General features: G+C 30.6%; 25 protein-coding genes, 1 tRNA gene and 1 other annotated feature. Of the genes, 16 read left to right on the forward strand and 10 right to left on the reverse strand.

The genetic code is table 11. From position 1 onward, the window contains the following. Positions 1-706 precede the first annotated feature (706 nt). The 3 genes from hpf (at position 707) to prfB (ending at position 5,078) form a co-directional block, all read left to right on the forward strand. On the forward strand, positions 707-1,246 hold the full coding sequence (hpf, locus tag ACJDUG_RS02810) for a ribosome hibernation-promoting factor, HPF/YfiA family (protein ID WP_406768361.1): 540 nt from the start codon (positions 707-709) through the stop codon (positions 1,244-1,246). Positions 1,247-1,431: 185 nt separating this feature from the next. Beyond that, complete coding sequence (gene secA, locus ACJDUG_RS02815; RefSeq protein WP_406768362.1) at positions 1,432-3,936, forward strand: preprotein translocase subunit SecA; 2,505 nt, start codon at positions 1,432-1,434, stop codon at positions 3,934-3,936. 19 nt (positions 3,937-3,955) lie between these two features. Next, a protein-coding gene (gene prfB, locus ACJDUG_RS02820) for a peptide chain release factor 2 (protein WP_406768363.1) occupies positions 3,956-5,078 on the forward strand; the annotation gives its coding sequence in 2 pieces (ribosomal slippage) (positions 3,956-4,033 and positions 4,035-5,078; 1,122 coding nt in all). Positions 5,079-5,198: 120 nt separating this feature from the next. Here prfB and ACJDUG_RS02825 read toward each other — a convergent pair. Further along, on the reverse strand, positions 5,199-6,482 hold the full coding sequence (locus ACJDUG_RS02825; protein WP_406768364.1) for a M28 family metallopeptidase: 1,284 nt from the start codon (positions 6,480-6,482) through the stop codon (positions 5,199-5,201). 232 nt (positions 6,483-6,714) lie between these two features. Between ACJDUG_RS02825 and ACJDUG_RS02830 the strand changes: the two genes are divergently transcribed. After that, positions 6,715-8,877 carry a Tex family protein gene (locus ACJDUG_RS02830; RefSeq protein ID WP_406768365.1) on the forward strand — a complete coding sequence of 721 codons (2,163 nt, stop codon included), beginning with the start codon at positions 6,715-6,717 and terminating at the stop codon, positions 8,875-8,877. Between the two features lie 16 nt (positions 8,878-8,893). On the opposite strand, the gene rimI is transcribed toward ACJDUG_RS02830, so the two are convergent. From rimI to tsaE, 3 genes are read right to left on the reverse strand one after another with little or no spacing between them, the layout of a single operon-like run. Then, positions 8,894-9,361 carry a ribosomal protein S18-alanine N-acetyltransferase gene (rimI, locus tag ACJDUG_RS02835; RefSeq protein ID WP_406768366.1) on the reverse strand — a complete coding sequence of 156 codons (468 nt, stop codon included), beginning with the start codon at positions 9,359-9,361 and terminating at the stop codon, positions 8,894-8,896. Beyond that, positions 9,354-10,067, reverse strand: coding sequence for a tRNA (adenosine(37)-N6)-threonylcarbamoyltransferase complex dimerization subunit type 1 TsaB (tsaB, locus tag ACJDUG_RS02840; protein ID WP_406768367.1), 714 nt, complete (start codon positions 10,065-10,067; stop codon positions 9,354-9,356). The genes rimI and tsaB overlap by 8 nt, the downstream gene beginning before the upstream one ends. Then, positions 10,064-10,522, reverse strand: a complete 459-nt coding sequence (gene tsaE, locus ACJDUG_RS02845; protein ID WP_406768368.1) for a tRNA (adenosine(37)-N6)-threonylcarbamoyltransferase complex ATPase subunit type 1 TsaE — start codon at positions 10,520-10,522, stop codon at positions 10,064-10,066. The genes tsaB and tsaE overlap by 4 nt, the downstream gene beginning before the upstream one ends. Before the next feature lie 287 nt (positions 10,523-10,809). Between tsaE and ACJDUG_RS02850 the strand changes: the two genes are divergently transcribed. The 5 genes from ACJDUG_RS02850 (at position 10,810) to ACJDUG_RS02870 (ending at position 14,534) form a co-directional block, all read left to right on the forward strand. After that, positions 10,810-11,757, forward strand: a complete 948-nt coding sequence (locus ACJDUG_RS02850) for a metal ABC transporter substrate-binding protein (RefSeq protein WP_406768369.1) — start codon at positions 10,810-10,812, stop codon at positions 11,755-11,757. Positions 11,758-11,868: 111 nt separating this feature from the next. Beyond that, a complete protein-coding gene (locus tag ACJDUG_RS02855) occupies positions 11,869-12,489 on the forward strand; it encodes a CBS domain-containing protein (protein ID WP_406768370.1) in 621 nt (206 codons plus the stop codon). Positions 12,490-12,609: 120 nt separating this feature from the next. Then, entirely contained in the window at positions 12,610-13,539 is a 930-nt protein-coding gene (locus ACJDUG_RS02860; RefSeq protein ID WP_406768371.1) for a peptidoglycan recognition protein family protein, read from the forward strand. Positions 13,540-13,613: 74 nt separating this feature from the next. Continuing rightward, a complete protein-coding gene (locus ACJDUG_RS02865) occupies positions 13,614-13,985 on the forward strand; it encodes a hypothetical protein (protein ID WP_406768372.1) in 372 nt (123 codons plus the stop codon). 390 nt (positions 13,986-14,375) lie between these two features. After that, entirely contained in the window at positions 14,376-14,534 is a 159-nt protein-coding gene (locus ACJDUG_RS02870) for an aspartyl-phosphate phosphatase Spo0E family protein (RefSeq protein WP_406768373.1), read from the forward strand. A 340-nt stretch (positions 14,535-14,874) separates the two neighbouring features. Here the strand turns inward: ACJDUG_RS02870 and ACJDUG_RS02875 are convergent, their stop codons facing one another. The 3 genes from ACJDUG_RS02875 to ACJDUG_RS02885 form a co-directional block, all read right to left on the reverse strand. Then, complete coding sequence (locus tag ACJDUG_RS02875) at positions 14,875-15,078, reverse strand: hypothetical protein (RefSeq protein ID WP_406768374.1); 204 nt, start codon at positions 15,076-15,078, stop codon at positions 14,875-14,877. A gap of 182 nt (positions 15,079-15,260) precedes the next feature. Then, positions 15,261-15,464 (reverse strand): hypothetical protein, encoded by a 204-nt coding sequence (locus tag ACJDUG_RS02880; protein WP_406768375.1) that lies wholly within the window; start codon positions 15,462-15,464, stop codon positions 15,261-15,263. Positions 15,465-15,922: 458 nt separating this feature from the next. After that, a complete protein-coding gene (locus ACJDUG_RS02885; protein WP_406768376.1) occupies positions 15,923-16,165 on the reverse strand; it encodes a hypothetical protein in 243 nt (80 codons plus the stop codon). Positions 16,166-16,874: 709 nt separating this feature from the next. Next, positions 16,875-16,928, forward strand: a sequence feature (sodium ion sensor (DUF1646 type); this cis-regulatory element may regulate processes involved in with the transportation of sodium ions). A gap of 80 nt (positions 16,929-17,008) precedes the next feature. On the opposite strand from ACJDUG_RS02885, the gene ACJDUG_RS02890 reads away from it, so the two are divergent. Next, positions 17,009-17,137, forward strand: coding sequence for a hypothetical protein (locus tag ACJDUG_RS02890; protein WP_406768377.1), 129 nt, complete (start codon positions 17,009-17,011; stop codon positions 17,135-17,137). A gap of 201 nt (positions 17,138-17,338) precedes the next feature. Here ACJDUG_RS02890 and ACJDUG_RS02895 read toward each other — a convergent pair whose 3' ends face one another. Further along, positions 17,339-17,836 carry a hypothetical protein gene (locus ACJDUG_RS02895; protein ID WP_406768378.1) on the reverse strand — a complete coding sequence of 166 codons (498 nt, stop codon included), beginning with the start codon at positions 17,834-17,836 and terminating at the stop codon, positions 17,339-17,341. Between the two features lie 400 nt (positions 17,837-18,236). Between ACJDUG_RS02895 and ACJDUG_RS02900 the strand changes: the two genes are divergently transcribed. The 3 genes from ACJDUG_RS02900 to ACJDUG_RS02910 all read left to right on the forward strand — a co-directional run bounded on the left by ACJDUG_RS02900 (position 18,237) and on the right by ACJDUG_RS02910 (position 19,868). Further along, positions 18,237-18,479, forward strand: coding sequence for a hypothetical protein (locus tag ACJDUG_RS02900; RefSeq protein WP_406768379.1), 243 nt, complete (start codon positions 18,237-18,239; stop codon positions 18,477-18,479). Positions 18,480-18,531: 52 nt separating this feature from the next. After that, positions 18,532-18,750 (forward strand): hypothetical protein, encoded by a 219-nt coding sequence (locus ACJDUG_RS02905; RefSeq protein WP_406768380.1) that lies wholly within the window; start codon positions 18,532-18,534, stop codon positions 18,748-18,750. A gap of 920 nt (positions 18,751-19,670) precedes the next feature. Then, the gene (locus tag ACJDUG_RS02910) at positions 19,671-19,868 is read left to right on the forward strand and encodes a hypothetical protein (RefSeq protein ID WP_406768381.1); all 198 of its coding nucleotides are present in this window, start codon (positions 19,671-19,673) and stop codon (positions 19,866-19,868) included. Positions 19,869-19,953: 85 nt separating this feature from the next. On the opposite strand, the gene ACJDUG_RS02915 is transcribed toward ACJDUG_RS02910, so the two are convergent. Further along, positions 19,954-20,028, reverse strand: a tRNA-Trp gene (locus tag ACJDUG_RS02915). A 126-nt stretch (positions 20,029-20,154) separates the two neighbouring features. On the opposite strand from ACJDUG_RS02915, the gene ACJDUG_RS02920 reads away from it, so the two are divergent. Further along, a complete protein-coding gene (locus ACJDUG_RS02920) occupies positions 20,155-20,361 on the forward strand; it encodes a hypothetical protein (RefSeq protein ID WP_406768382.1) in 207 nt (68 codons plus the stop codon). A gap of 54 nt (positions 20,362-20,415) precedes the next feature. Continuing rightward, positions 20,416-21,690: an NAD(P)/FAD-dependent oxidoreductase gene (locus ACJDUG_RS02925; protein ID WP_406768383.1), complete on the forward strand. Its 1,275-nt coding sequence runs from the start codon at positions 20,416-20,418 to the stop codon at positions 21,688-21,690. Positions 21,691-21,702: 12 nt separating this feature from the next. Here the strand turns inward: ACJDUG_RS02925 and ACJDUG_RS02930 are convergent, their stop codons facing one another. Continuing rightward, positions 21,703-22,329, reverse strand: a complete 627-nt coding sequence (locus tag ACJDUG_RS02930; protein WP_406768384.1) for a RusA family crossover junction endodeoxyribonuclease — start codon at positions 22,327-22,329, stop codon at positions 21,703-21,705. 90 nt (positions 22,330-22,419) lie between these two features. Here ACJDUG_RS02930 and tsaD point away from each other — a divergent pair, with 90 nt between their 5' ends. Then, the gene (gene tsaD, locus ACJDUG_RS02935; protein ID WP_406768385.1) at positions 22,420-23,439 is read left to right on the forward strand and encodes a tRNA (adenosine(37)-N6)-threonylcarbamoyltransferase complex transferase subunit TsaD; all 1,020 of its coding nucleotides are present in this window, start codon (positions 22,420-22,422) and stop codon (positions 23,437-23,439) included. Positions 23,440-23,465 lie beyond the last annotated feature (26 nt).

Here is a 23,465-nt window from a genome sequence, read left to right on the forward strand (position 1 = left end):
AGCAAAAATTCCAGCAGGTGAGTGTGGGGTCAAAGATCAGGTCAGCTAGCTTAATAACTATTAATAATGCGGTGTGGCAGTCTTTTATAAGGCTGCTATATTTATTTTTTGAATAAATTAAGCATTTAAAAAATATAAATTTAAAAAGGATATCTTGCTCTAGTCTATTAAAAGATAATTGTGTGGTAGTCAAAACAAAAAATAAATTGCTATGTATTTGTGCCATCGTATTTAGTATAGACCTTGTAATTTGCTTAAAAAACGATAACTTCAAAAGATGAGCATTATGCTTAAAAAGTTTTAAAATAGGAACTCTAATGTATAGAAATAAATTATATGGATATAATTCAAATGGTTAATATCCATATTTATTCTCCAATTTAATTTTGGCAGTTGCTTATAGCGGCTGCTTTTATTTTTTACTAAATTTTTATTAAGCTATTGAGGGATATTATTTTCAATAATACACATAATTATAATTATTAAATTACTATAAACTAAGTAAATAAAAGTAAATATTAAGTAATAATTATGCTAATTTATTTAATATTTTGTAAATTAAATCGAAAAAGCTTGTTATTTTTCACTTTTAGTAATAAAATGATATTAATAAATTCTACAAACTAAGCATAAATTTAACTTTATGCAAGTACATTATAAAACCAGTAAATTATCACCTAATATAGGTAGAGAGGGGCTGTATTATATGAAGATAAATATATTAGGAAAGAACGTTGAGGTTACTGAAGGATTAAGAAATGCAATTGAGAAGAAAATCTCAAGGCTTGATAAGTTCTTTGAAAATGAGCAGGAGGCATTTGTTACTTTAAATGTTCAAAAGGCAAGAAAAATCATTGAGGTTACTATACGATTTAATGGAGTACTTTTAAGAAGTGAAGAAGCTAATTCAGATATGTATGCTGCAATAGATATTGTTAGTGATAAATTAGAAAGACAGATGGTTAAACATAAGTCAAGACTTGAAAGAAAATATCATACAAATGTTCCATTAAAATATAAAGAAATTCCAACATATGAATATCACGAAGGTGAAGTAAGAGATCCACATATTGTAAAAACTAAAAAATTTGCTGTAAAACCAATGTCTTCTGAAGAAGCAGTTCTTCAAATGGAACTTCTAGGACATGATTTCTTTGTATACTCTAACGCTGAAGATGGAGTAGTAAATGTAGTATATAAGAGAAAAGATGGCAATTATGGATTAATTGAACCAGAATTTTTGTAATTAATATTTTTAAAGATACAAGGGAGCTTTAGAGCTCTCTTTTTTATTTAAAATATACATACATTTTATGTAAATTATTTTAAATATTGTTCATAAAAGTTGAATGGCAATTAAATAGATGGTATAATCTATAAAGTATAAGTAAATAATGATTTCTAATTTAACTAAGATAGTGAGGATGAAAAATGGGTGTATTTAATAAAATATTTGGCAGCTATAGTGAAAGACAGGTAAAAAATATTATTCCAACAGTAGATAAAATAGAAGCCTTAGAAAAGACTATGCAGGGCTTAACTGATGAAGAGCTAATAAATAAGACTCAGGAATTTAAAGATAGATATTTAAAGGGTGAAACCTTAGATGAATTACTTCCGGAGGCCTTTGCAGTATGTAGAGAAGCTTCTTGGAGAGTTCTTGGAATGAAGCACTATAGAGTACAGCTTATAGGTGGAATTGTTCTTCATCAAGGAAGAATATCTGAAATGAAAACTGGTGAAGGAAAGACCTTAGTTGCTACTTTACCTGCTTATTTAAATGCTATCTCTGGCAAAGGTGTGCATATAGTTACTGTAAATGATTATCTAGCAAGCAGAGATAAAGAGTGGATGGGCAAAGTTTATGAATTTTTAGGATTGAGTGTTGGCTGCATTCTTCATAATCTTAATAACGATGAAAGAAGAGAAGCCTATGGTTCAGATATAACTTATGGTACAAATAACGAATTTGGCTTTGATTATCTTAGAGATAATATGGTAATTTATAAGGAAGAAAGAGTTCAAAGGCAGCTTAATTTTGCAATAGTAGATGAAGTTGACTCAATACTTATTGATGAGGCTAGAACACCTCTAATTATTTCTGGTGAGGGAGATAAGTCTACTGAATTATATAGAATAGCAGATATGTTTGTAAAAACACTAGCTAAAGAAAAAGATTATACCTTGGATGAAAAAGCTGGAGCAGTAATGCTTACAGATGATGGTGTCGTAAAGGCAGAAAAATTCTTTGGCCTTGAAACCTATACAGACGCTTCTAATATGGAAATCCAGCATCATGTAGTTCAAGCACTTAAAGCTAATTATCATATGAAACTTGACAAGGATTATATAGTAAAAGAAGGAGAAATCATAATAGTTGATGAATTCACCGGAAGACTAATGGAAGGAAGAAGATACAGCGATGGTCTTCATCAAGCCATTGAAGCAAAAGAAGGGGTTAGAGTTCAAAAGGAATCAAAAACTCTTGCAACTATTACCTTCCAGAATTATTTTAGAATGTATACAAAGCTTTCTGGTATGACTGGTACTGCACTTACAGAGGAAGCTGAATTCAGGGAAATATATGGATTGGACGTAATTGTAATACCTACAAATATGCCAATGATAAGAATAGACCACTCAGACTTAGTTTATAAATCTGAAAGGGGTAAATTTAATGCTATTGTTGATGAAATAGTTGAAACTCACTCTAAGGGTCAGCCAGTACTTGTAGGTACTGTAAGCATTGAAAAATCAGAGGTAATATCTGCGCTATTAAAAAAGAAGGGAGTTCCTCATCAAGTTTTAAATGCCAAGTTCCATGAAATGGAGGCTGAAATTGTTTCACATGCAGGTGAAATGAATATGGTAACTATAGCTACAAATATGGCAGGACGTGGTACTGATATTAAGCTTGGAGAAGGAGTTACTGAGGTAGGCGGATTAAAGATTATAGGTACTGAAAGACATGAATCTAGACGTATAGATAATCAGCTTAGAGGTCGTTCTGGACGTCAAGGAGACCCAGGTGAATCAAGATTCTATGTATCTCTTGAAGACGACTTAATGAGAATATTTGGATCTGAAAGATTACAAGGTATAGTTGAAAAGCTCGGTCTTGAGGAAGATGAAGCTATAGAAAGTAAAATGGTTACAAGTTCTATAGAAAAAGCTCAGAAAAAGGTTGAAGGAAATAACTTTGACATCAGAAAGACTTTGCTTGGCTATGATGATGTAATGAATACTCAAAGAGAAATTATCTATAAACAGCGTTCACAAGTTCTAGAAGGAGAAAATCTTGAAGATCAAGTTAAAGATATGATTGATGAAGTTATTACTTCAGCAGTAGATTCACATTATACAGAAGTTGAAGAAGAACTTGAGGGGGATTTAGAGAAATTACTTGCCTTCTTAGATGAAATTTATCTTCCTAAGGGTATAGTTACTTTAGATGAACTTAAAGAAATGCCAATTCAAGAAATTAAAGATAAATTCCTTGATATTGCAAAGAATATATACAGACATAAGGAAGAAAATTTTACTTCTGAACAGATGAGAGAAGTTGAAAGAGTAATTCTTCTTAGAGTTGTAGATACTAAGTGGATGGATCATATAGACAATATGGATCATTTAAAACAAGGCATAGGCTTAAGAGCATACAAACAGCAGGATCCAGTGCAGGCTTATCAATTTGAAGGAAGCGAAATGTTTAATGAAATGATATATAATATAAAGGTAGATACTGTTAAATATCTATATCATGTTCAAGTTGAGAGAGCACCTGAGAGAGAGAAGGTAGCAGTAGAGACTGCAACTAACACAGACGATTCTCTTCCAAAACAGCCTATAAAGAAAGACAAAAAGGTTGGAAGAAATGATTTATGTCCATGCGGTTCAGGAAAGAAATATAAAAATTGCTGTGGAAGACTTGCATAATTGTTTTGGAGGGAAAGATATGTTTGCTGAATTTGAAGAGGCTGTAAATTCTATAGATACTTTGCAGAAAGAACTTAATGAAATTAGGGGGTCTCTTTGACATTGAGGCTTTAGAAAAAAAACTTGAAGAATTTGAAAATAAAATGCAAGAGCTAGACTTTTGGAATGATTCAAGGAACGCTCAAGGCATAACTCAAGAGGCAAAACTTATTAAGGATAAAATTGAAAACTTTTATTCTTTAAAGAATAGATTGGAAGATGTTAAAGTTTTAATTGAACTATCATCTCTAGATGAGGATGAGAATATTAAAAGCGAAGTAATAGGTGAATTAAAGCTTCTTTCAAAGGACTTAGAGAAGCTTAGAATTGAGATAATGCTTTCAGGAGAATATGATAGGGATAATGCAATATTAAACTTACATGCAGGAGCAGGAGGAACTGATGCTCAGGATTGGACTGAAATGCTTTTAAGAATGTACACAAGATGGTGCATTAATAAAGGTTACAAAATAGAAACAATAGATTTTGAACCTGGAGATGAGGCGGGAATTAAAGGCACAGCAGTAAGAGTAATAGGTGAATTTGCTTATGGTTACTTAAAAGCTGAAAAGGGCATTCATAGGCTTGTAAGAATTTCTCCGTTTAATTCAGCTGGGAAAAGACAAACTTCCTTTGCTTCTGTTGAGGTGTTGCCAGAGCTTACTGATGAGCAGGATATTGAAATTAGGCCTGAGGATTTAAAAATTGACACATATAGAGCTGGCGGTGCAGGTGGTCAATATGTAAATAAAACCGAGTCAGCAATCAGAATAACTCATATACCTACAGGTATTGTTGTTCAATGTCAAAATGAGAGAAGTCAGCATAGCAATAAAGAAACAGCAATGAAGATGTTAAAAGGAAAACTAATTGAACTTAAAGAAAGAGCTCATAAAGAAAAAGTAGAAGACTTAACTGGAGAGCTTAGAGATATAGGTTGGGGCAGTCAAATTAGATCCTATGTTTTTCAGCCATATACCATGGTTAAGGATCATAGAACAAATGCCGAAGCAGGTAATATTGGAGCTGTTATGGATGGGGACATTGATATATTTATTAATGAATACCTAAAGCAAAGCAGCAATGGAAAATTGGAACTGTAGAAGTGAAAAATTTTATGAATAGTTTATAGTAATTTTAAAAGCACTGAAATAACAGAAAACGCTTAAGACACTGAGGAATTATAATAATTAATTACTTCAGTGTCCTTAGTGGATGCTAATTCAGTGTTTTTTTATATAAAATTTTCTAGCTTGAAGCATAAGTAAAATAAAAAGTAATAGGGTACCTACACTAGAGAAAATTAGAATATATTTATTATAAAGTAAAAAAATATTACCGGAAAAGCCGTTTTTAAGAATTTCCTTGGAGGCTACTTTAAAGCAGCGATCTATTGCCGAAGTACTTATATATTGAACTTTATCCTCTGGTGTGTGAATTTTAGAGGAATCACTATCACAGAAAGTAATAGCATCTATGTTATTTTTCCTAAAAGCTTCATGATCACTTGAATCTTGAAAAAGCAGGTTATAATTTACTTTTTCCTTAATGCAGGTTTGACTTACTGCATGTATAAAAGGAGTTTTATTTGTATCTTTGCTTCCACCCATTATACTTAAAGGTACTGAGCTGCTTCCTATCATATCAAAATTATATGCTTTAGAACCTTTTAATAAAGTTGCATATTTTTGAACAAAATGCTCAGAACCTAAACAACCAAATTCTTCTGCATTAAAAGCTGCAAAAATAATATTTCTATCTGGTTTTCCAAGCGTTTTAACATATTTAACAAGCTCGAGTAAAAATGAGACACCAGAAGCATTATCAAAGGCTCCTTTATATATATTTCCAGAAAGATCGCTACCAAGGTGATCAAAATGTGCTGATATAATTATAGGAGGTGCATTAGGATCTTTACCCTTAATAAAGCCAACTACATTATTTAAAGTTGCATTTTTAATATCAACTGGTATATAGCAGGATATTCTATAATTTGTATCAATGTATGCTTCTATTTCCGCAAGAGTGTTTTTTGTAACCATTATGTATAAACTTTGAAAACGTGGGTCTGACCCCATGAAGGAGCTCCTAAAAGCTAAAGAATTATTATTCGGTACTAAGAATACAAAGCTATCTGTTCCTACAGTTACTTGAAGTGCTCCTTCAACCTGCTTTATAGAATTTTTATTTGTAAAGTTAATTGTGTTTTTTTTGAAATTTAACATTTCTTCTTTATAATCCGTGCCATATTTATACTCTTTTACTAATTTTCCTCTACTATCGTATATTTTAAGATAGGGGATATCGTTTATTCGATGAGGATAATTAGTTTCAAACTGATCATAGTAATTACCATCATAGGGAAGTAACTCATTTTTTTTAAATTCATTTTTAATAAAAGCTGAAACCTCTAAATTTTCAGCTGTACCTGATAATCTGCCCTTAAAATAATCAGAAGAGAGATAGCTTATATTTTCTTTTACTTCGGCATGACTAAAGCTATACACATGATTATAAATATTTAGGCTGTATAATAGTACAATAAAGAATATTATTAGGAAAAAAGATGAAATATATTTTTTCAAATTTAAGCTCCTTTTATATAGTTGTCCTTAAATAATATGAAATATATTTTTTGTATATAACTTTTGACTAATAAAATATATTTCTGTAAAATTATATAGTAGTAATAAACTATCAGATTTATAGCTAGACTTAAAGTAAATTGGAGGAACATAAATGAATAGTATTGAAAATAGACTTACAAGGGAATTTAACATAAAGCCCTTTCAAGTAGAAAACGTAATATCACTATTAGATGCAGGAAATACTGTGCCTTTTATAGCTAGATATAGAAAAGAAGTTACAGGTGGTCTTGATGATGTAATTTTAAGAAATTTATCTGAAAGATTGGCCTATCTTAGAAATTTAGATGAAAGGAAAGAAGCAGTTTTAAAGACAATAGAGGAACAAGGTAAATTAACAGAAGAAATTAGGATTGCAGTAGAAAACTCAGAAACCTTAACAGAAGTGGAGGATATTTATAGACCATTTAAACCTAAAAAAAGAACAAGAGCCATCATTGCAGAGGAAAAGGGATTAAAGTCTATAGCTGAGGTTATTTTTAATGGAGATTTTAAAGGTGATATAAAAGAATTTGCAAAAGAATTCATAAGTGAAGAAAAGGGTGTTAATACAGAGGATGAAGCTCTTCAAGGGGCTATGGATATAATAAGTGAAATGATTTCCGATGTAGCTGAATACAGAAAGTGGATTAGAAGTCTTTTGCAGAGGGAGGGTTTAGTAGAAACAAACGGGAGCTCAGAGGAACCTACTCCCTATGAAATGTATTATGATTATAAGGAAGCTGTAAAATCTATCCCTTCTCATAGAATTCTTGCTATAAACAGAGGTGAAAAAGAAAAAATATTATCAGTTAAAATAACAGTTGATAATGAAAAAATAATTCAATATTTAAATTCAAAATGCCTTAAAAAAAATAATATCACTGATTTTTACATAGAAGATGCAGTAAGAGATGCTGTTAAAAGACTTATTTATCCTTCCATTGAAAGAGAAGTAAGGTCAGATTTAACGGAAATTGGTGAAAATGGTGCTATAGATATATTTAAAGCTAATTTAAAGGCACTATTAATGCTATCTCCCATTAAAGGAAAGGTAGTATTAGGCTTTGATCCTGGTTTTAGAACAGGCTGCAAAATTGCAGTTTTAGATGATACAGGTAAATTTTTAGATCAAGCAACTGTTTATTGTACTGCACCGCAAAATGACATTGAAGGCTCTATTAAAATTCTTAAGAATTTGGTTTATAAATACAAGGTAGAGGTAATTTCACTTGGCAATGGTACTGCCAGCAGGGAATCAGAAGAGGTCTTAGCAAGACTTATAAAGGAAGTAATGGAAGAGAAGGGCATAGAGCTTTATTATGTAGTTGTCAGTGAAGCTGGTGCTTCAGTATATTCAGCTTCTGAGCTTGCTTCAAAGGAATATCCTGATGTCAATGTATCCATAAGAGGAGCAATTTCAATATCAAGAAGACTACAAGACCCACTTGCAGAACTGGTTAAAATTGATCCTAAAGCCATTGGCGTTGGGCAGTATCAGCATGATGTTACACCTAAAAAACTTGATGAATCTTTAAGAGGAGTAGTTGAAGATTGTGTAAACAGTGTTGGAGTGGACTTAAACATTGCAACACCAGCTCTGCTATCTTATATTTCAGGAATTAATTCTGCAATAGCTCAAAATATAGTAGCCTATAGAGAAGAAAATGGTAAGTTTAAAAGCAGAAAAGAGCTTTTGAAGGTTAAAAGACTTGGAGACAAGGCCTTCGAGCAATGTGCAGGCTTTTTAAGAGTTATGGAAAGCAGTGAACCTCTTGATAACACTTCTGTACACCCAGAGTCATACAAAGCATGTAAAGAGCTTTTAAATATACTTGATTATTCTATTTCAGATTTAAAAAATGGGAAATTAATTGATATAGATAATAAAGTATCTAAAGAAGGTTTAAAAGCTTTAGCAGTGAAATTAGAAATAGGAGAACCAACCTTAAAAGATATAATTAAAGAAATTAAGAAGCCTGGAAGAGATCCTAGAGAAGAACTTCCAAAGCCAATTTTTAAAACAGGTGTAATTGATATAAAACATCTTAAACCAGGTATGCTGCTTATGGGAACAGTAAGAAATGTAGCTGACTTTGGAGCCTTTGTAGATATTGGCGTACATCAAGATGGATTAGTTCATAAAAGTCAATTAGCACATAGATTTGTAAAACATCCCTTAGATGTAGTTAAGGTAGGAGATATAGTAGAAGTAAGAGTTCTTGAGGTAGATGAAAAAAGAAAGAGAATATCATTGACTATGAAAAAAGAACAGTAGTTAAAAATGCAGGGTATCAAAACCCTGCATTTTCTTTTGTTATATTATGCTTCCACATAATAATACCATCTTCTAAGGGATCTAAGTAGTAATTTTTTCTAACACCTTCTTCTACAAAACCATGCTTTTTATATAGGTTTTGAGCAGTAGTGTTTGATTTTCTTACTTCCAAAGTCATAGCAGTAATGTCTTCTAAAGCACATACCTCAATAAGTGCATCTAGTAGTAAATGGCTGATACCTAAGCCCCTGAATTCAGGGTGTACGGCTATATTTGTTATCTGACCTTCATCTAAGATAAGCCAGGCGCCTCCATAACCAATGACCATATTATCCTTTATAGCTACAACATATCGTGCTACTTCATTATTAATTTCTTTTTCCATTGATTCTCTTGACCAAGGGGTTCTAAAACTCAACTTGCTTATTGTAAAAACACCTTCAACATACTCTGGAGCAAAAGGTAATATAGTAATATTATCCATTGATATCAAGTCCAGTCCGTTTTTCATATTCCCTTACAGCTTGTGGTTTTCTTATATAAATTGGAGAAGTACTGAAAAGTTCATCCCTAATTCCAGAAGATAGCATATTTAAGCCTAGTTCACCTAAAGAAGAAGCTTTAACTAAGTTAAGATGATTAGGTGCAAAATGATTTTTATCAAAACTTTTTAGTAATTTACTTTTAAATTTCATGGCAGCGTCTCCTAAAAAGGTAACCGAGCAGTCATACTGCTTTAACATTTCGATTAACTCATCAATATGAAGAGCCATATAATCTGTCAGTTTAATCAATTTATCATTCTTAAAGGAATATAGAGCAGTATAGACATTATCACGTAAAGCATCAAGTATAGGACAGATAATGCCTCCTGTATATGACATGTTATAAGCTAGGGCATCTAGTGAAGAAACCGAAACAAAGGGTTTATTAGTACCTTGGCTTAAACCTTTAATCATTGATATACCAATCCTGAGTCCAGTAAAAGAGCCAGGACCTTTACTTACTACAAATCCATCTATATCTTTTATAGTAAATTCAAGGGATTTTAACAGACTGTCAACCATAGGCATCAATATAACCGAATGCTGCTTTTTATAATTTAAACTAATTTCACCTATTAATTTATTTTCATCAATAACTGCACAACTTGCACATTCCGTTGCAGAATCTATACTAAGTATTTTCATATATGTATCTCCTTTATGTAATTATATCTATCTCCATATCCTTCTATTGTAATTTTTCTAAAGTTCTCGCCTTGAAATGGAAGCTTATTAATTATTATTCTAATATGTTCCTCAGGAATAAGCTCCTCAATATAATTAGCCCATTCTATTACGCTTACACTATCTGAAAATATATATTCATCAAATCCTATAGCATATATTTCATCAGGATCACTTACTCTATATACGTCAAAATGATTTAGTTTTAATCTTCCTGAGTATTCATTTACAATAGTGAAGGTTGGACTAGTTATATCGTCACTAATTGCAAGTCCTGCTGCAATTCCTTTAGTTATATGGGTTTTACCCGTTCCCAAGTCTCCAATCAAACAAATAACATCTCCAGGTCTTGCAAACTCTCCAACTTGTTTCCCTAATGCAAAGGTTTTTTCCACACTGTCAATGATAAAGTCCACAAATATCACTCCTAAACAATAAGAACTTTCATGCATTATATTTTATAATAAAACAATAATAAAAAAAAGACAAATTTATTATTGAATTAACCATTTAATTTGCATATTTAGACTATTTTATGTAAAATAATAGGTGGTAATATAAAGTAATTAAAAGATTAAAAACCTAGATGGGCTTATACGGGCAGTCTACCGATGAGTAATCGGTAAGCTAGACTAGCCAGTGTATCGAGCAGGAGCGAGTAGTATTAAACTACTCAGTGTGACCACTGAAAGGAGGAAGAGGCGTGAAAAAAAGCATTTATACCCTTCTCATAACTATAATTTTCCTTTTTACTGCTTGTAGCAAGAACATACCTGAAACTCAATCAAAACCAAATGTGGAAGTAGACACAAACAAAGTGGTTAGCTTAAATATAATAACAACAAATAAATTATTGTATAATATGGTAAAGGATATTGTACAGGACAGGCACTGTGTTTCTTATATGTTTTCCTCTAAAGATAGACTATGGAACTTTAATTTTACCGATGACAGCATTAATAATATAAGTAAAAAAGATTTGTTTTTTTATTGGGGCTCAAGTTTTGAACCTTGGAGTTCGAGTTTTGTTGATAAGTTAAGCAAAACCAAGGTTGGACCAATTGACATATCTAGGGGCGTAAAGCTTATTGGCTATGACAGTGAAGTAAAATATCAAAATACTGTTATTAAGGATAATCCATACTATTGGATGAACATAGATAATTATAAAATTGCAATGCTTAATATAAAAAATGCCATTGAGGATAAAGACACTAAGGATAGAGATTATTATGAAAATAATTTTTCTAAAAACATTAATGATGTGGAAGCTTATCAAGAAAAGTTAAAAGATGCAGCAGATTCTTTAAAAGATTTTACTTTTGTGGTGGAAGGTGACAGCTTAGATTATTTCGTTAAATATTATGGATTTAAAGTTTTAAAGGTACATAACCTTACAGAAGGTAATATAAGTAATAATGAAAATGATAATAAAGCAATTTACGATAAAATCAAAGGCTTTAATAATTCTAATAACATTGTCTTTTTATATGATGAGAATAGCAAGCTAACTTCACAGGCGCAGTTAATAAGCGAATTTAAACTAAAAACAGTAAATATAATAAGCTACAAGGATGACATTAAATATTTAGAAATTTTAGATCATAATTTGAAGACCTTGCAGGGAATAAATCCTTCAGTAAAAAAGTAACATAGAAGTCCATATAATTAATTAAATTAATTAATTTGTATAAAATTGTTTGAATTTTGTATATATTTTATGTATAATATCTTTAAGAATTAAATTAGGGAGAGTGCAATTATGTTTGTGAAAAATTTAATGCTTCCAATTGAAAAATTAGTAATAATAAGTCCAAAGGATACCATAAAAAAGGCGTTGGAATTAATTGAAAAAAATAATTTCTTATCCATTCCGGTTGCAGAAGATGAAAAATTTTATGGGTCTATTTCAAAAGAAAGAATATATGCATTTTATTATGAAAAGTGTTTAGATAAGGAATGCCTACTATCTGATTTTAAGGTTGAAAATGTTATGAGAGATGATGTACCAACGATTCATCCTTTAGAGCAAATGGAGAAAGCAGCTCATTTTTTAGAAGTAAAAAATATTTCTTTTGTAGCTGTTGTTGACGAGTATGGCATCTTTAGAGGTATTATAACTCATCATGCTATCTTCCATGAATTTACTGAACTCTTTGGCCTTAATAAAGGAAGGAGACTTGCTGTAATAGCCTATGATATTCCTGGACAAGTATCAAAACTCTCTAAGATAATATCAGAAAACGGTGGGGATATAATTAGTTTTGTTGTGGTAGATCCTAGAAGTGTAACTGATGTAAAGGAAATTGTAATTAGAATTAGAACTGAGAACTTCCAGCAAATTCTTGAAAAAGTTAAGGATTCAGGCTTTAAAATTCAATAATATATAAAACCAGGTTTAGACACCTGGTTTTTTTTATGAGAAAAATGTACCTTTTAAAGCTTCTGCATATTATATTATAGGATTAAAAAAACTAAAATCAATTTCTTATGGAGGTAAGATATGGATTATACTATTAATCAAAGATTTATATCGAAGAACAGGTCCAATAAACAATTAAAAGCAATAGGAACTGTTGTTCATGAAACCAGTGATCCAGGAGCAACAGATGAAAATGAATATAATTACTTTAATACAGGATATAGAGGGGCTTCTGCCCATGCTTTTGTGGATAAGAATAGCATAACTCAAACTATTCCTTGGGACGAGCAGTCCTGGCATGCTGGTCCATCAGCAAACACAAGTTTTATAGGAATAGAGCTATGCCATTATGATGATGCTGAAGGCTTTAAAGAGGTATGGACAAGGGCAGTTTGGTTATTTGCCTATATTCATGTGTATATCATTAAGAGATTTCCAATAACAAAATTTAATTTAATGTCCCATGCAGAAGTAAGTGAAAAATGGCATGAAACAAATCATACTGATCCAGTAAGTTATTTTGGGAAATTTGGAAAGACAGTTGAGGATTTTAGGAATGAGGTTCAGAATGAAATAGACAAAATGCTTGGTCAGCAATTATCAGCTGCCCCTATTGAAAACAAAGTAAATAATGATATTTTACAGCTTCAGAAAAGCTTAAATAGATTAAAGGTTACCGACAGCAGTTCTAATAAATTAGTTGAAGATGGAATACAAGGACGTAGGACAACCGAAGCTGTTAAAAAGTTACAAAGTATAGCAGGCATAAAGGTAAATGGCATTACTGGAGCACAAACCTTAGGTGCTATAAATTCTATCATTAATAAACCATTACTTTCTTTAAATTCTACTGGCGTTGCGGTAAGATATCTGCAGTATAGGTTAGGAGCTAATATAGATGGTATTTATGGAGCAATAACAAGGAGTAAAGTAGTAAGTTATCAAAGTTCAAATTCATTAAAAGCTGACGGCATTGTAGGCAATAATACTTGGTATAGGCTTATTGGATAAAAATAAATTTATTACTAATATGTCAATTTTATATCCTCCACATATTATGGTAGCAAATGGGGGAGGTGAAGAAAGTGTTAAAAGATATATTTGTAAACCAAGTTATTCCACAGCTGCTTTATATTGTAATAACAACAATACTAGGAATTATTAGCTATTATGTAAAAAAGGTGCTAGATACTAATAAAGCCTACATTGAAGTGCAAAAGCAGCAAGTAATACAGAAAATTGGTAAAGATGCTTATAATCAAGATATTGCTATTGCTAAGCAAATAATTTTGGCTGTGGAGCAAATGGGAAGGGAATTTAACTGGCAGAGCGAAATAAAACATTCCAAGGCTACCGAAATGATTTCTAAACAAACAGGGCTAAGTCAAGATGAAATATATAATATTATTAAAGCTACTGTTGGAGAATTTAATAATAATAAATTAACCCCTAGGTAAAACTAGGGGTTTTCTTGTAAAAAAATAAAGGATTAAATTTATTTACCTAAATGTAAATAAATGGTAATATGATTATATTAATTAAATTAGGAATGGGGTTTTGATATTCATGATAATTATATTATTCCTATTAAGTCTTTTTATACCTTTCCTTATAATAATATTTTCTTTGGGTACTGCATCTATTAATAATAGCAAGCTTTTAGATGAGAAAATACTTAAAGAAATAAAATATTGATTCTTTAGCAGTAATCCTTTTAGGAGCTGCTTTTTATTTTTTTAAAAATAAAAGATATTATTTATATAAATTTACTTGAAATTAACTGATTAATCAATTAAAATATAACTGTTGTGTTAAAATTTGTCATGTGAGAAAAAGGGTGAACCAAAGTGTCAGAAACAAATGAGATTGAAAATTTAAGAACAAAGCTAAATAACATGATTTCCGCTAAGGAAATTATAACTAATGATTCTGAACTATTAAACCTAAGCATTGAACTTGATGAAAAAATAAATATTTTTATGTATAAGGAAAATGATAAAAAATAAAAATGGCATCCATATGAGTAATAACTTATATGAATGCCATTACTTTTTCTCTTCCACTCTTATAGTTCCAATAGTTTCGTTTAAATATTCTATTTTATCGCAAATATTAACATCTTCTCATTTTATACTAATCAGCTAAAAGAGGAATAGATTTATCTTCAAGGCTTTTTCATTAAAGACAGCACATATTTCTTAAATGTCAATGCTTTAAAAGCGAATAATTATTCTGAACACCACATTATTCATGATTGAATTTTACGGTGTTTTTATGACGTTATTCAAGAAAAATACGACAAAATGTAAGAATAGAACACATAGAAAAAACCTGTGTTAGATAAAATTACTTAGAATCATCAATAATTGCACTAGTTTTAGATGACCAACTTTTTTCTTCGTGAAAATTAGGGAAAAAAGAATTATTATCATCACCATCAGTACCTGAAGATTCTATAGTTAAGTTTGCTGAATTTGATATTCCATATGATCCAGTGGTTGATTGACTAGCTAGTAGTTTATCTTTCTTATTTTTATTAGATTTATCCATAAAAGCACCTCCGTATATAGCATGTGCAGTTAATTTAAAAATATGAAATTAAGTAAAAGTAATTGGGCAATAAAGGAAATGAAATCAAAAGGAATGGAGGGCAGGTCAATAATAAATTATTCTTTGGAATCAAATAAAACAATCCCATATTATTGAATTGAATATGGATGATGTTTAGCATTTTATTTAGTTTGATTTTGATTGGCGTTAGAAGATTTTAGGGATTCTTCTTGAGCTGCCATAGTTAGAAGTAGGCTACCTATTGCGGTAAATAAGTTGCCTATTATATTTATATCACCAGGTGTTCTATTTTCTGCTATAGCAATTGCTATGACACTTGCTAGAATAGAAAGATCTTTAGGACTGATATAACTAAATTCTGACATTGCACCACCATATTTAAACTTAATAAAAGTAATCACTTTTAAATTATACTTTTCTAATTAATGTTTTATGATTTGTTTTAATTAAATTTAACAAATGGAGGGGGTTAAAGATGATTAAATTAATATTCCCAGGAAAGCCAATGGGAAAAGGCATAACAGGGTTAGGTAAATTTTAAATTTATTGTATATTAGTATTTTAAATGCAAATACTTATAAAGGGAATGCGGAAGCCTCCTACAATTTGATACATAAATAAAATAGCAGTTGGCCCCGTTGGCAGCTGCTATTTTATTTGCGAATCTAATGTATAGATTAAATATAATTGATAAAATTCAAATTGTTAATATCCATATTATTCTCCAATTCTTTTATTTTGGGAGGTTGCTTTTAGAAGCTGCTTTTTATTTAGGAAATATAATAGCTCCAGAATGATCTGAAGCTATTATTTAAATTACCAATTAGAAAAAGAAGAACCACCACGGGAAGCCACCTATAGGGAAAAATGGACGTGGACGCCTACGATGATGTCGTCTTCTATACATATCGTCATATGCAGGATATTCATCGCTAGGATACATAATAGGATTGTAATATCTAGAATATTGGCGTAAGTAAGGACAATCTAGGCAAGGATATTCACTATAATCCATTGATTCAGGAATATTGTAGTTAGTATCTTGTAATTCTTCAGTGTTATTCATTGTTTACCTCCAATTAAATTAGCTCACATTATCATATTATGAAAAACATTAGATGTGGTTACTAGTTTTTACTTTGGATTCCCTACGAGCTGTAGAACTTTTATAAGTCTATAGCTTTTATTATATGTAAAGTAAGGCGAGTCCTAGAATTAATGCCTCCTCAAGTATAAAATAAAAATAAAAAAGCTTGTAGACTATTAAATCTACAAGCTTTTGCTTTGGCAGGGGTACTAGGATTCGAACCCAGACAAACGGTTTTGGAGTTCGATTTTAATTATTTAAAGGTAAAAACAAAATCTTATGCTTTAATGCTGCAGGCAAAGAGTTTAGCTAAGGATACAGTACTTAAATCAGGACAGCAGCAGGAAGAGTGAGTATGTAAAAAAGCTTATCAATTTTACAAGTAATTTTAACCATATTCTTATCAGAAGACAATATGAGAAATTGGTTCATTATCTATACACAAAAGCAAAGGACTACCTAGATGATGGACAACTTAATAATAGTATACAATAACATTAATCCCGTGGGAAACCTCGGGATTTTTTATTTTTTTAAAAAATGTAAGTTTAATTCAGAATAAAATAATAACAGGTAGACATAATGGTTAAATATTGTTATGGAACTTTATGGGACGTTTCTATAATAGTTGAATTATTATATATTTATGATATAATTATATAAAATAGTGTTATATATAATTTCTACCGGTTGGACAAACAGAAGTTTGATTCCAAGATATTTGTTTCTAGGGTGGGAAACTCTTATTTGAGTTTCCCATCTTTTTATTTTTTGCCTAGTGTTCGAAGTTTGTTTGCAAATATCATTTAAGGGGAGAATGTAATGGATATTAAAAGTATAATGATAACTATTCCTATTATTGTGGTAATAATAGGGGCTATTTATATAAATGTTATTTTACCTAAAAGGATTGAAAAAGAGCAAAGTGAAAAACAAAAAAAAGATAAATAAATTATCTATGTAAATTAAATTTAGAACACTAGACTAAATTTAATCCTCGGGATTCTTTTATTTTCTAGAGGAATTGTAAATTGAATCAGAATATAATAACACTAAGACATAATGGCAAATAATTGTGATTCGAAAGTTACTTATTTAATACCTGACAAATAGTAATTTGTCATAAATAAAGAGACCGCCGAGGCAGCCTCTTTATTGTTCAAATATACTTTTTTTATCTTTAATCTTATGAATTTTTAACATAACCACTCTTGCTATTGGCTGCGCAATGAATGCCTCTACTGCAAAGGAAACTACGATATTACGTGGCCACTTATAAAAGAACATTCGAATAGGCTCCATGCTCACTTGCCTATTTCCTATCCATGTACCAATTACAGTTAAAAATATTGACATAAAAAATACCGTACATAAAATATTTATAGTAATATGTGAATTAAAACTGTCTCCTTTCTCTACTATTCTTGCTGTTAGCCATTCCGCGGGTTTATATGTAATTAAAACTAAGGCAATCACGCAAACCCAAATAAAAGGAATTATTTTTATTGCATCTGCCCATACATACATATGGAACCCAACTTCAAAGCAAGTATTCAATGGTGCAATTATATTCACTGATATAACTGAAATAACTAACAAAAATAATGCAAACTCCTTCTGGTTTCTTGGTAATTTCATATAAAAGTCCATATTATATCTCCCTATTTCCTTTGTGAAATAAAGCATTTAAGCAAAAAATAAAGCGTGAAACCAATTACTTGATTTCACGCTGAACAATTATACGCGTTAATGCTTTTATACTATTTATTGTAAAGGCATTTTTTATTTTTTTCAAAAAAAAATTTAAAAAATTATTTAAAAATTTAATCTATGAAATACTATAAATGATTCAAATTCTAATTTGTATACTAGAATAAAATGAACATAGTATAAAGTTAAGTTAATTCATATTTTTATTAGAAGACTTCTTTAATTATGCCAGCGAGGAAGGAAATTTCTCTGATGAATTGAAGAATTTGATTTATCTGAAGGCAAGAAATTTAATGAATAATAGAGTTCAAGGTGTTAATACTAAACTGCATATAATGCAATGAATTCAGGAGCTAACAGAACTAAAATTAATAATATAATTTCAAAGATTAATAAATATAAGGCAAATTATACTAAGGAATATAATTCATTTAAGGCTGGTTTTTCAAGTGCTTTTAACCAGAAGAAATATTCATCAAGTTTATACATTCAGAAAGACCATAAAAGTGTTTTTAGAATACCTGGCGAGATTGATATCTTGGGGAGAAGCCTCGGGATTTTTCTATTTTTGAAGGAATTGTAAGTTTAATGCAGAATATAATAATAACAGTTTGCTCCACTTGGAAGGTGAAAAAATGAAAATACTAGCTACACCTATAGATATGGCTTGCTGGTTTGAGAAAACGGGTACACCGCATCCAGTTAGATTTAAACCCATAACTGAGGATGAAAGCGAAGTAGTATTTAAAGTTGATAAAGTAAAACTTATAGACAAAGAGAAAATAGCAGGCAATGAAATGCTAATATTTAAGTGCCAGAGTGCAATAAATAATCAGCAAAGACTATTGAATTAAAGTATGAGCTTAGGAGATGCAAGTGGATCCTTTGGAAGATATAAAGTGGAAGGGTATTAGCAAAAATTTTTATAAAAACCTATTTTACTTACTTTAAGAAATTAGTATAATAATAAATATAAATAATAGAATACAAAGGAAGGAATATATGAGTTTTTTTGGAAACTTAGCACAAAAATATTAGTTATTTTATTTATTTTTCAAGCTATGCTTCCCTTTAGCTTTACACAAAACTTTTCTAAAGCTAATGTTGGAACTAATGGGGCTATAATAACTTCGGTTAAGGTCGACCAAAGTTCAGTTATTATACAAAGTCAAAGGAAGTTTGTTCAATTTAATTATAGTTATATTGATTTCTTTTACAAAACCTTCTTTTTAGCAATAGCGTATTTCAGTATAAAATCTATCATTATATATAGAGAACCAATTATAGATTTAAGAACCAAAATATATATATTTAAATCTCCAATTTTATATGGGAGTAACTGCATTACAAAGCCTTCTTTTTTTGAATAAAAAATAAAGGAGAAGGTGGGAAAATGGATTCTAGCAGTATAGTAGTATTAATAGTTGTAGGAATATTTGGTGTTGGTGGAGTAGTAGCTATGGCTATGTCTTCACGAAAAGGCAAATAGAAATTTTGTAATCCAAAAATAATTAGAATAGCAGCTATGGTTTTTGCTGTAATATCAATACTTTCTAGATAGTTATTAATTTCAAATAAAGCTCTGATTACTCAGGACTTTATTTTTTATTATTAAATTACGAATATATGGTTGCATCGAAATTTAAAAAGTGGTAATATGGAAATTACCAACATCTCTAATTTAAAAATCCTTGTTGCAAACAAAAAATTATATAAAATTTAGTTATGTGGTACATTAATGGAAAATGGGGAATCTAAATAGTCTTATAAAGGATTGAAAGCATTTTTGATATTAAATGATATTAGCAGAAAAGAACTTGCTGAAACTATGAAGATTAGCACAAGAGCACTTAATAATAAGTTAAATGGATATTCAGATTTTACATTTAATGAAGTTATGATATTTTGTAATAAATATAACAGCTGTAGTGATATATTTTCAACAAATTCAAAAATCAAAAAACTAAAATAAAAGAGTAGAAATTATTTTCTACTCTTTTTAAATTCCGGTTTCAAACATTCTGTCCGTTTTTTGTCCGGTATTAATTTTAAGAATGTGGCAGGGGTACTAGGACTCGAACCTAGGCCAACGGTTTTGGAGACCGCTACTCTGCCAACTGAGCTATACCCCTAAGACAAGAAATATTATATAACATGATTAATAAAAAAGCAACAGTTTTTAAATATAATATTTTAAATATATTTCATTAAAAAATTGTGGTAAAATGGTAATAGAAAATTGATGGAGAGGATAACATATGAGAAAGAATAAAAATTTTGCATTTTTAATACTAATAATTGGTGTTTTAGGGCTTGCAGCAACAGCATATTTTATAATAAATTCATATTTCAAAGCTAAAAATATGGAGGCACTTTTGAAACCTGTGGCCATTGGTTTTATTCCGTTTTTTATATCCTTTGCGTTTTTGAGAATAGGAATAGATGGATTGATTAAAAAAAAATAGCTAATTTACATTTCTAGAAAAATGCTAACATTCATAAAGAAATGAGAGGATATTATGCATAATTTTGATATAGTTATTATAGGTGGAGGTCCTGCTGGGCTTTCAGCAGCTATAGCAGCAAAGGAGAAGGAAGTTCAAAAGGTATTACTAATAGAAAGAGAAAACGAACTTGGCGGAGCTTTAAATTATTCTATTCATTGTGGCTTTGAAAGAATTAAGGATAATAAGACGCTGACAGGACCGGAATTTGCACAAAACCTTATAGATAAAGCAAATAAACTTAATGTTTCTTATATATTAAATACTGAAGTAATTGATATTTCTAAGGACAAGGCAATTACAGCAGTAAATGAAAATGGAATATTGGAAATTGGTGCAAAAACAATTGTTATAGCCCTTGGAGGAAGAGAAAAGCCGAAGGGAACAATTAATATTCAAGGAAAAAGCTGTGCTGGAATTTTTACTGCTGGAGCTGCTCAAAGATTTATCGTTAATGAAGGATATATGCCTGGTAAACAAGTAGTTATTATTGGATCTGGGGATACTGGACTAATTGCTGCGAAGAGAATGGTTCTTGAAGGAGCTTCTATTAAATCAATAATTGAAAGAGCATTTTTTCCAAAGGGATCAAAGAAAAACATTAAGGAGTGTATTAATGATTTAGACATTCCACTAAAACTTGGATATAAGGCTATAGATATAAGAGGTAAAGACAGAGTTGAAGGAGTAACTATTATAAAAGTAGATAATGATAATACAGCTATTATTGGCACAGAAGAATATATACCTTGTAATACTGTAATTTTATCTATGGGTCTTCAACCCGAAAATGAACTACTAAAAAAGGTTGGTATTAATATTTCAAATTCAACAAATGGCACAATTATTGATGAAGAACTTAACACAAGCATAGAAGGCATATTTGCCTGCGGCAATGTAATTAACATTCATAACACGGTAGAATATATAGTAAAGGAAGGCTATAAGGCAGGAGAAAATGCTGCAGATTTTTGTACAGGTAAGATTTTTTCTGCAGATAGAATCGAAGTTTATGAAGGCGAAGGCATAAAATATGCTGTACCTAAATTTATTAATTTAGACAAATTGGATGAAAAGGTAAATATAAGCTTCAAAACCGATAAATTATATAAATCTTCCTCGGCAGTCTTATATATTAATAATAATAAGATACAAGAAATATTTAAAGAAGAATTCTCCCCTGGTGATATAGAAACCATAATATTAGATAAGAAACATTTAAAAACAGATGAAGGAAACATTAGTATTGTAATTAAAATTGAGAATATGCAAGGACAGAAGGTTAATTAGCCCTCTGTCTTTCTACTTAAAAAGCTTTTTAAAACAATCTTTACAAATTACCATTTTACCTTTATTGGCAGTTATAACACTGCTTGTACTTATAGACTTTTCACATATTTCACATACCTTTAAACTTTTTTCTTTTTCAGTTTTTTTGCCTCGAATTCCGAGAGCTCCCTTTTTATTACTTGGAGGATTGTATATTATTGCCTCCTTTTCATGTTCATTTTTGATTATATTATAATCCATAGAATATGTACTTTCGCTATATAACTCCAGTTCAAATCTTGGGTTAATTGAATCATAAAACTCCTCTATTATAAGCCTTCTGACTTGAGCATCATTTACTATAAGGCCGCTTTTTTCTATTCCATCAAAAATACTCTTCGTAATGTTATTTGTATCCGGATGTCTAAGTTTGCTTTTGTAGTAGACTTTAAGTACTGCAATAAGAGCTTCAGACAGTACTATACCAGGATTTTGTGATCTGGCTTCATAGGCAATTTCCTCTTCATATAAGGCATATCTGTCGTGATATTTACCAGAATTATATGGAAGTATAGCCCGACCTTTAAGATTAAAGAGCTTAAAATTAGATTTTGATATTGGAGAACCCTTTACTACAACTCGCGCATAACGATTATTCATAATTTGCTCCTTTTTTGTAAGATATACATTTGATTATAACATATATTTTTGTGTATAATAAAATTTAGTTATACAAAAGGGAGTGTTCTTATGAAGGACTTAAAAATACTTGCAATAGAAAGCAGCTGTGATGAGACCTCAGCTGCAATAGTGGTAAATGGAAGACAGGTTCTTTCAAATATAATCTCCTCACAAATTGATATTCATACCAAATTTGGTGGGGTTGTACCTGAGGTTGCCTCAAGGAAGCACATTGAGGTAATAAGTAAGGTAGTAGAAGAGGCCTTAGATAAGGCAAATGTAACCTTTGAGGATTTAGATGCCATTGGAGTGACATATGGCCCAGGACTTGTTGGAGCATTATTAGTTGGGCTTCAGTATGCAAAGGCCTTAGCTTATGCATTAAATAAACCTCTTATTGGGGTAAATCATATAGAAGGACATATTTGTGCAAACTTTATAGAGCATCAGGAGCTTAAACCACCCTTTGTATGCCTTGTAGTTTCGGGAGGACATACATTTATCGTCTATATGAAGGACTTTGGAGATTTTGAAGTTATCGGAAAGACTAGGGACGATGCAGCAGGGGAAGCCTACGATAAGGTTGCTAGAGCTATTGGACTTGGATATCCAGGAGGTCCTAAAATAGATAAAATATCAAAAGAGGGAAATGAAGATGCAATAAAGTTTCCAAGGGCTAATTTTCATGATGATTCTTTAGATTTTTCATTTAGCGGCTTAAAGTCTGCTGTACTTAATTATTTAAATAAAATGGAAATGACTAAACAGGAAATAAACAGGGCAGATGTAGCTGCATCCTTTCAAAAGGCTTTAGTTGGTGTGCTAGTTGATAATGTAATTAAAACTTGTAAAATGAGAAATGTTTCTAAGATTGCAGTTGCAGGTGGAGTTGCCTCTAATTCCAAGCTTAGAGAAACTCTAATAGAGGAAGGAAGTAAAAATGGCATTGAAGTATTGTTTCCATCTCCAATATTATGCACAGACAATGCAGCTATGATTGGAAGTGCGGCTTATTTTGAATTTATAAAGGGAAACACTGCTGATCTATCACTTAATGCCATTCCTAATTTAAAGCTTGGTGAGAGATAATATTCTTAGGTTTAATATTAAATGTT

Origin of the sequence: Candidatus Clostridium stratigraminis, from assembly GCF_045310675.1 — a bacterium.
Classification (GTDB): domain Bacteria; phylum Bacillota; class Clostridia; order Clostridiales; family Clostridiaceae; genus Clostridium_AT; species Clostridium_AT stratigraminis.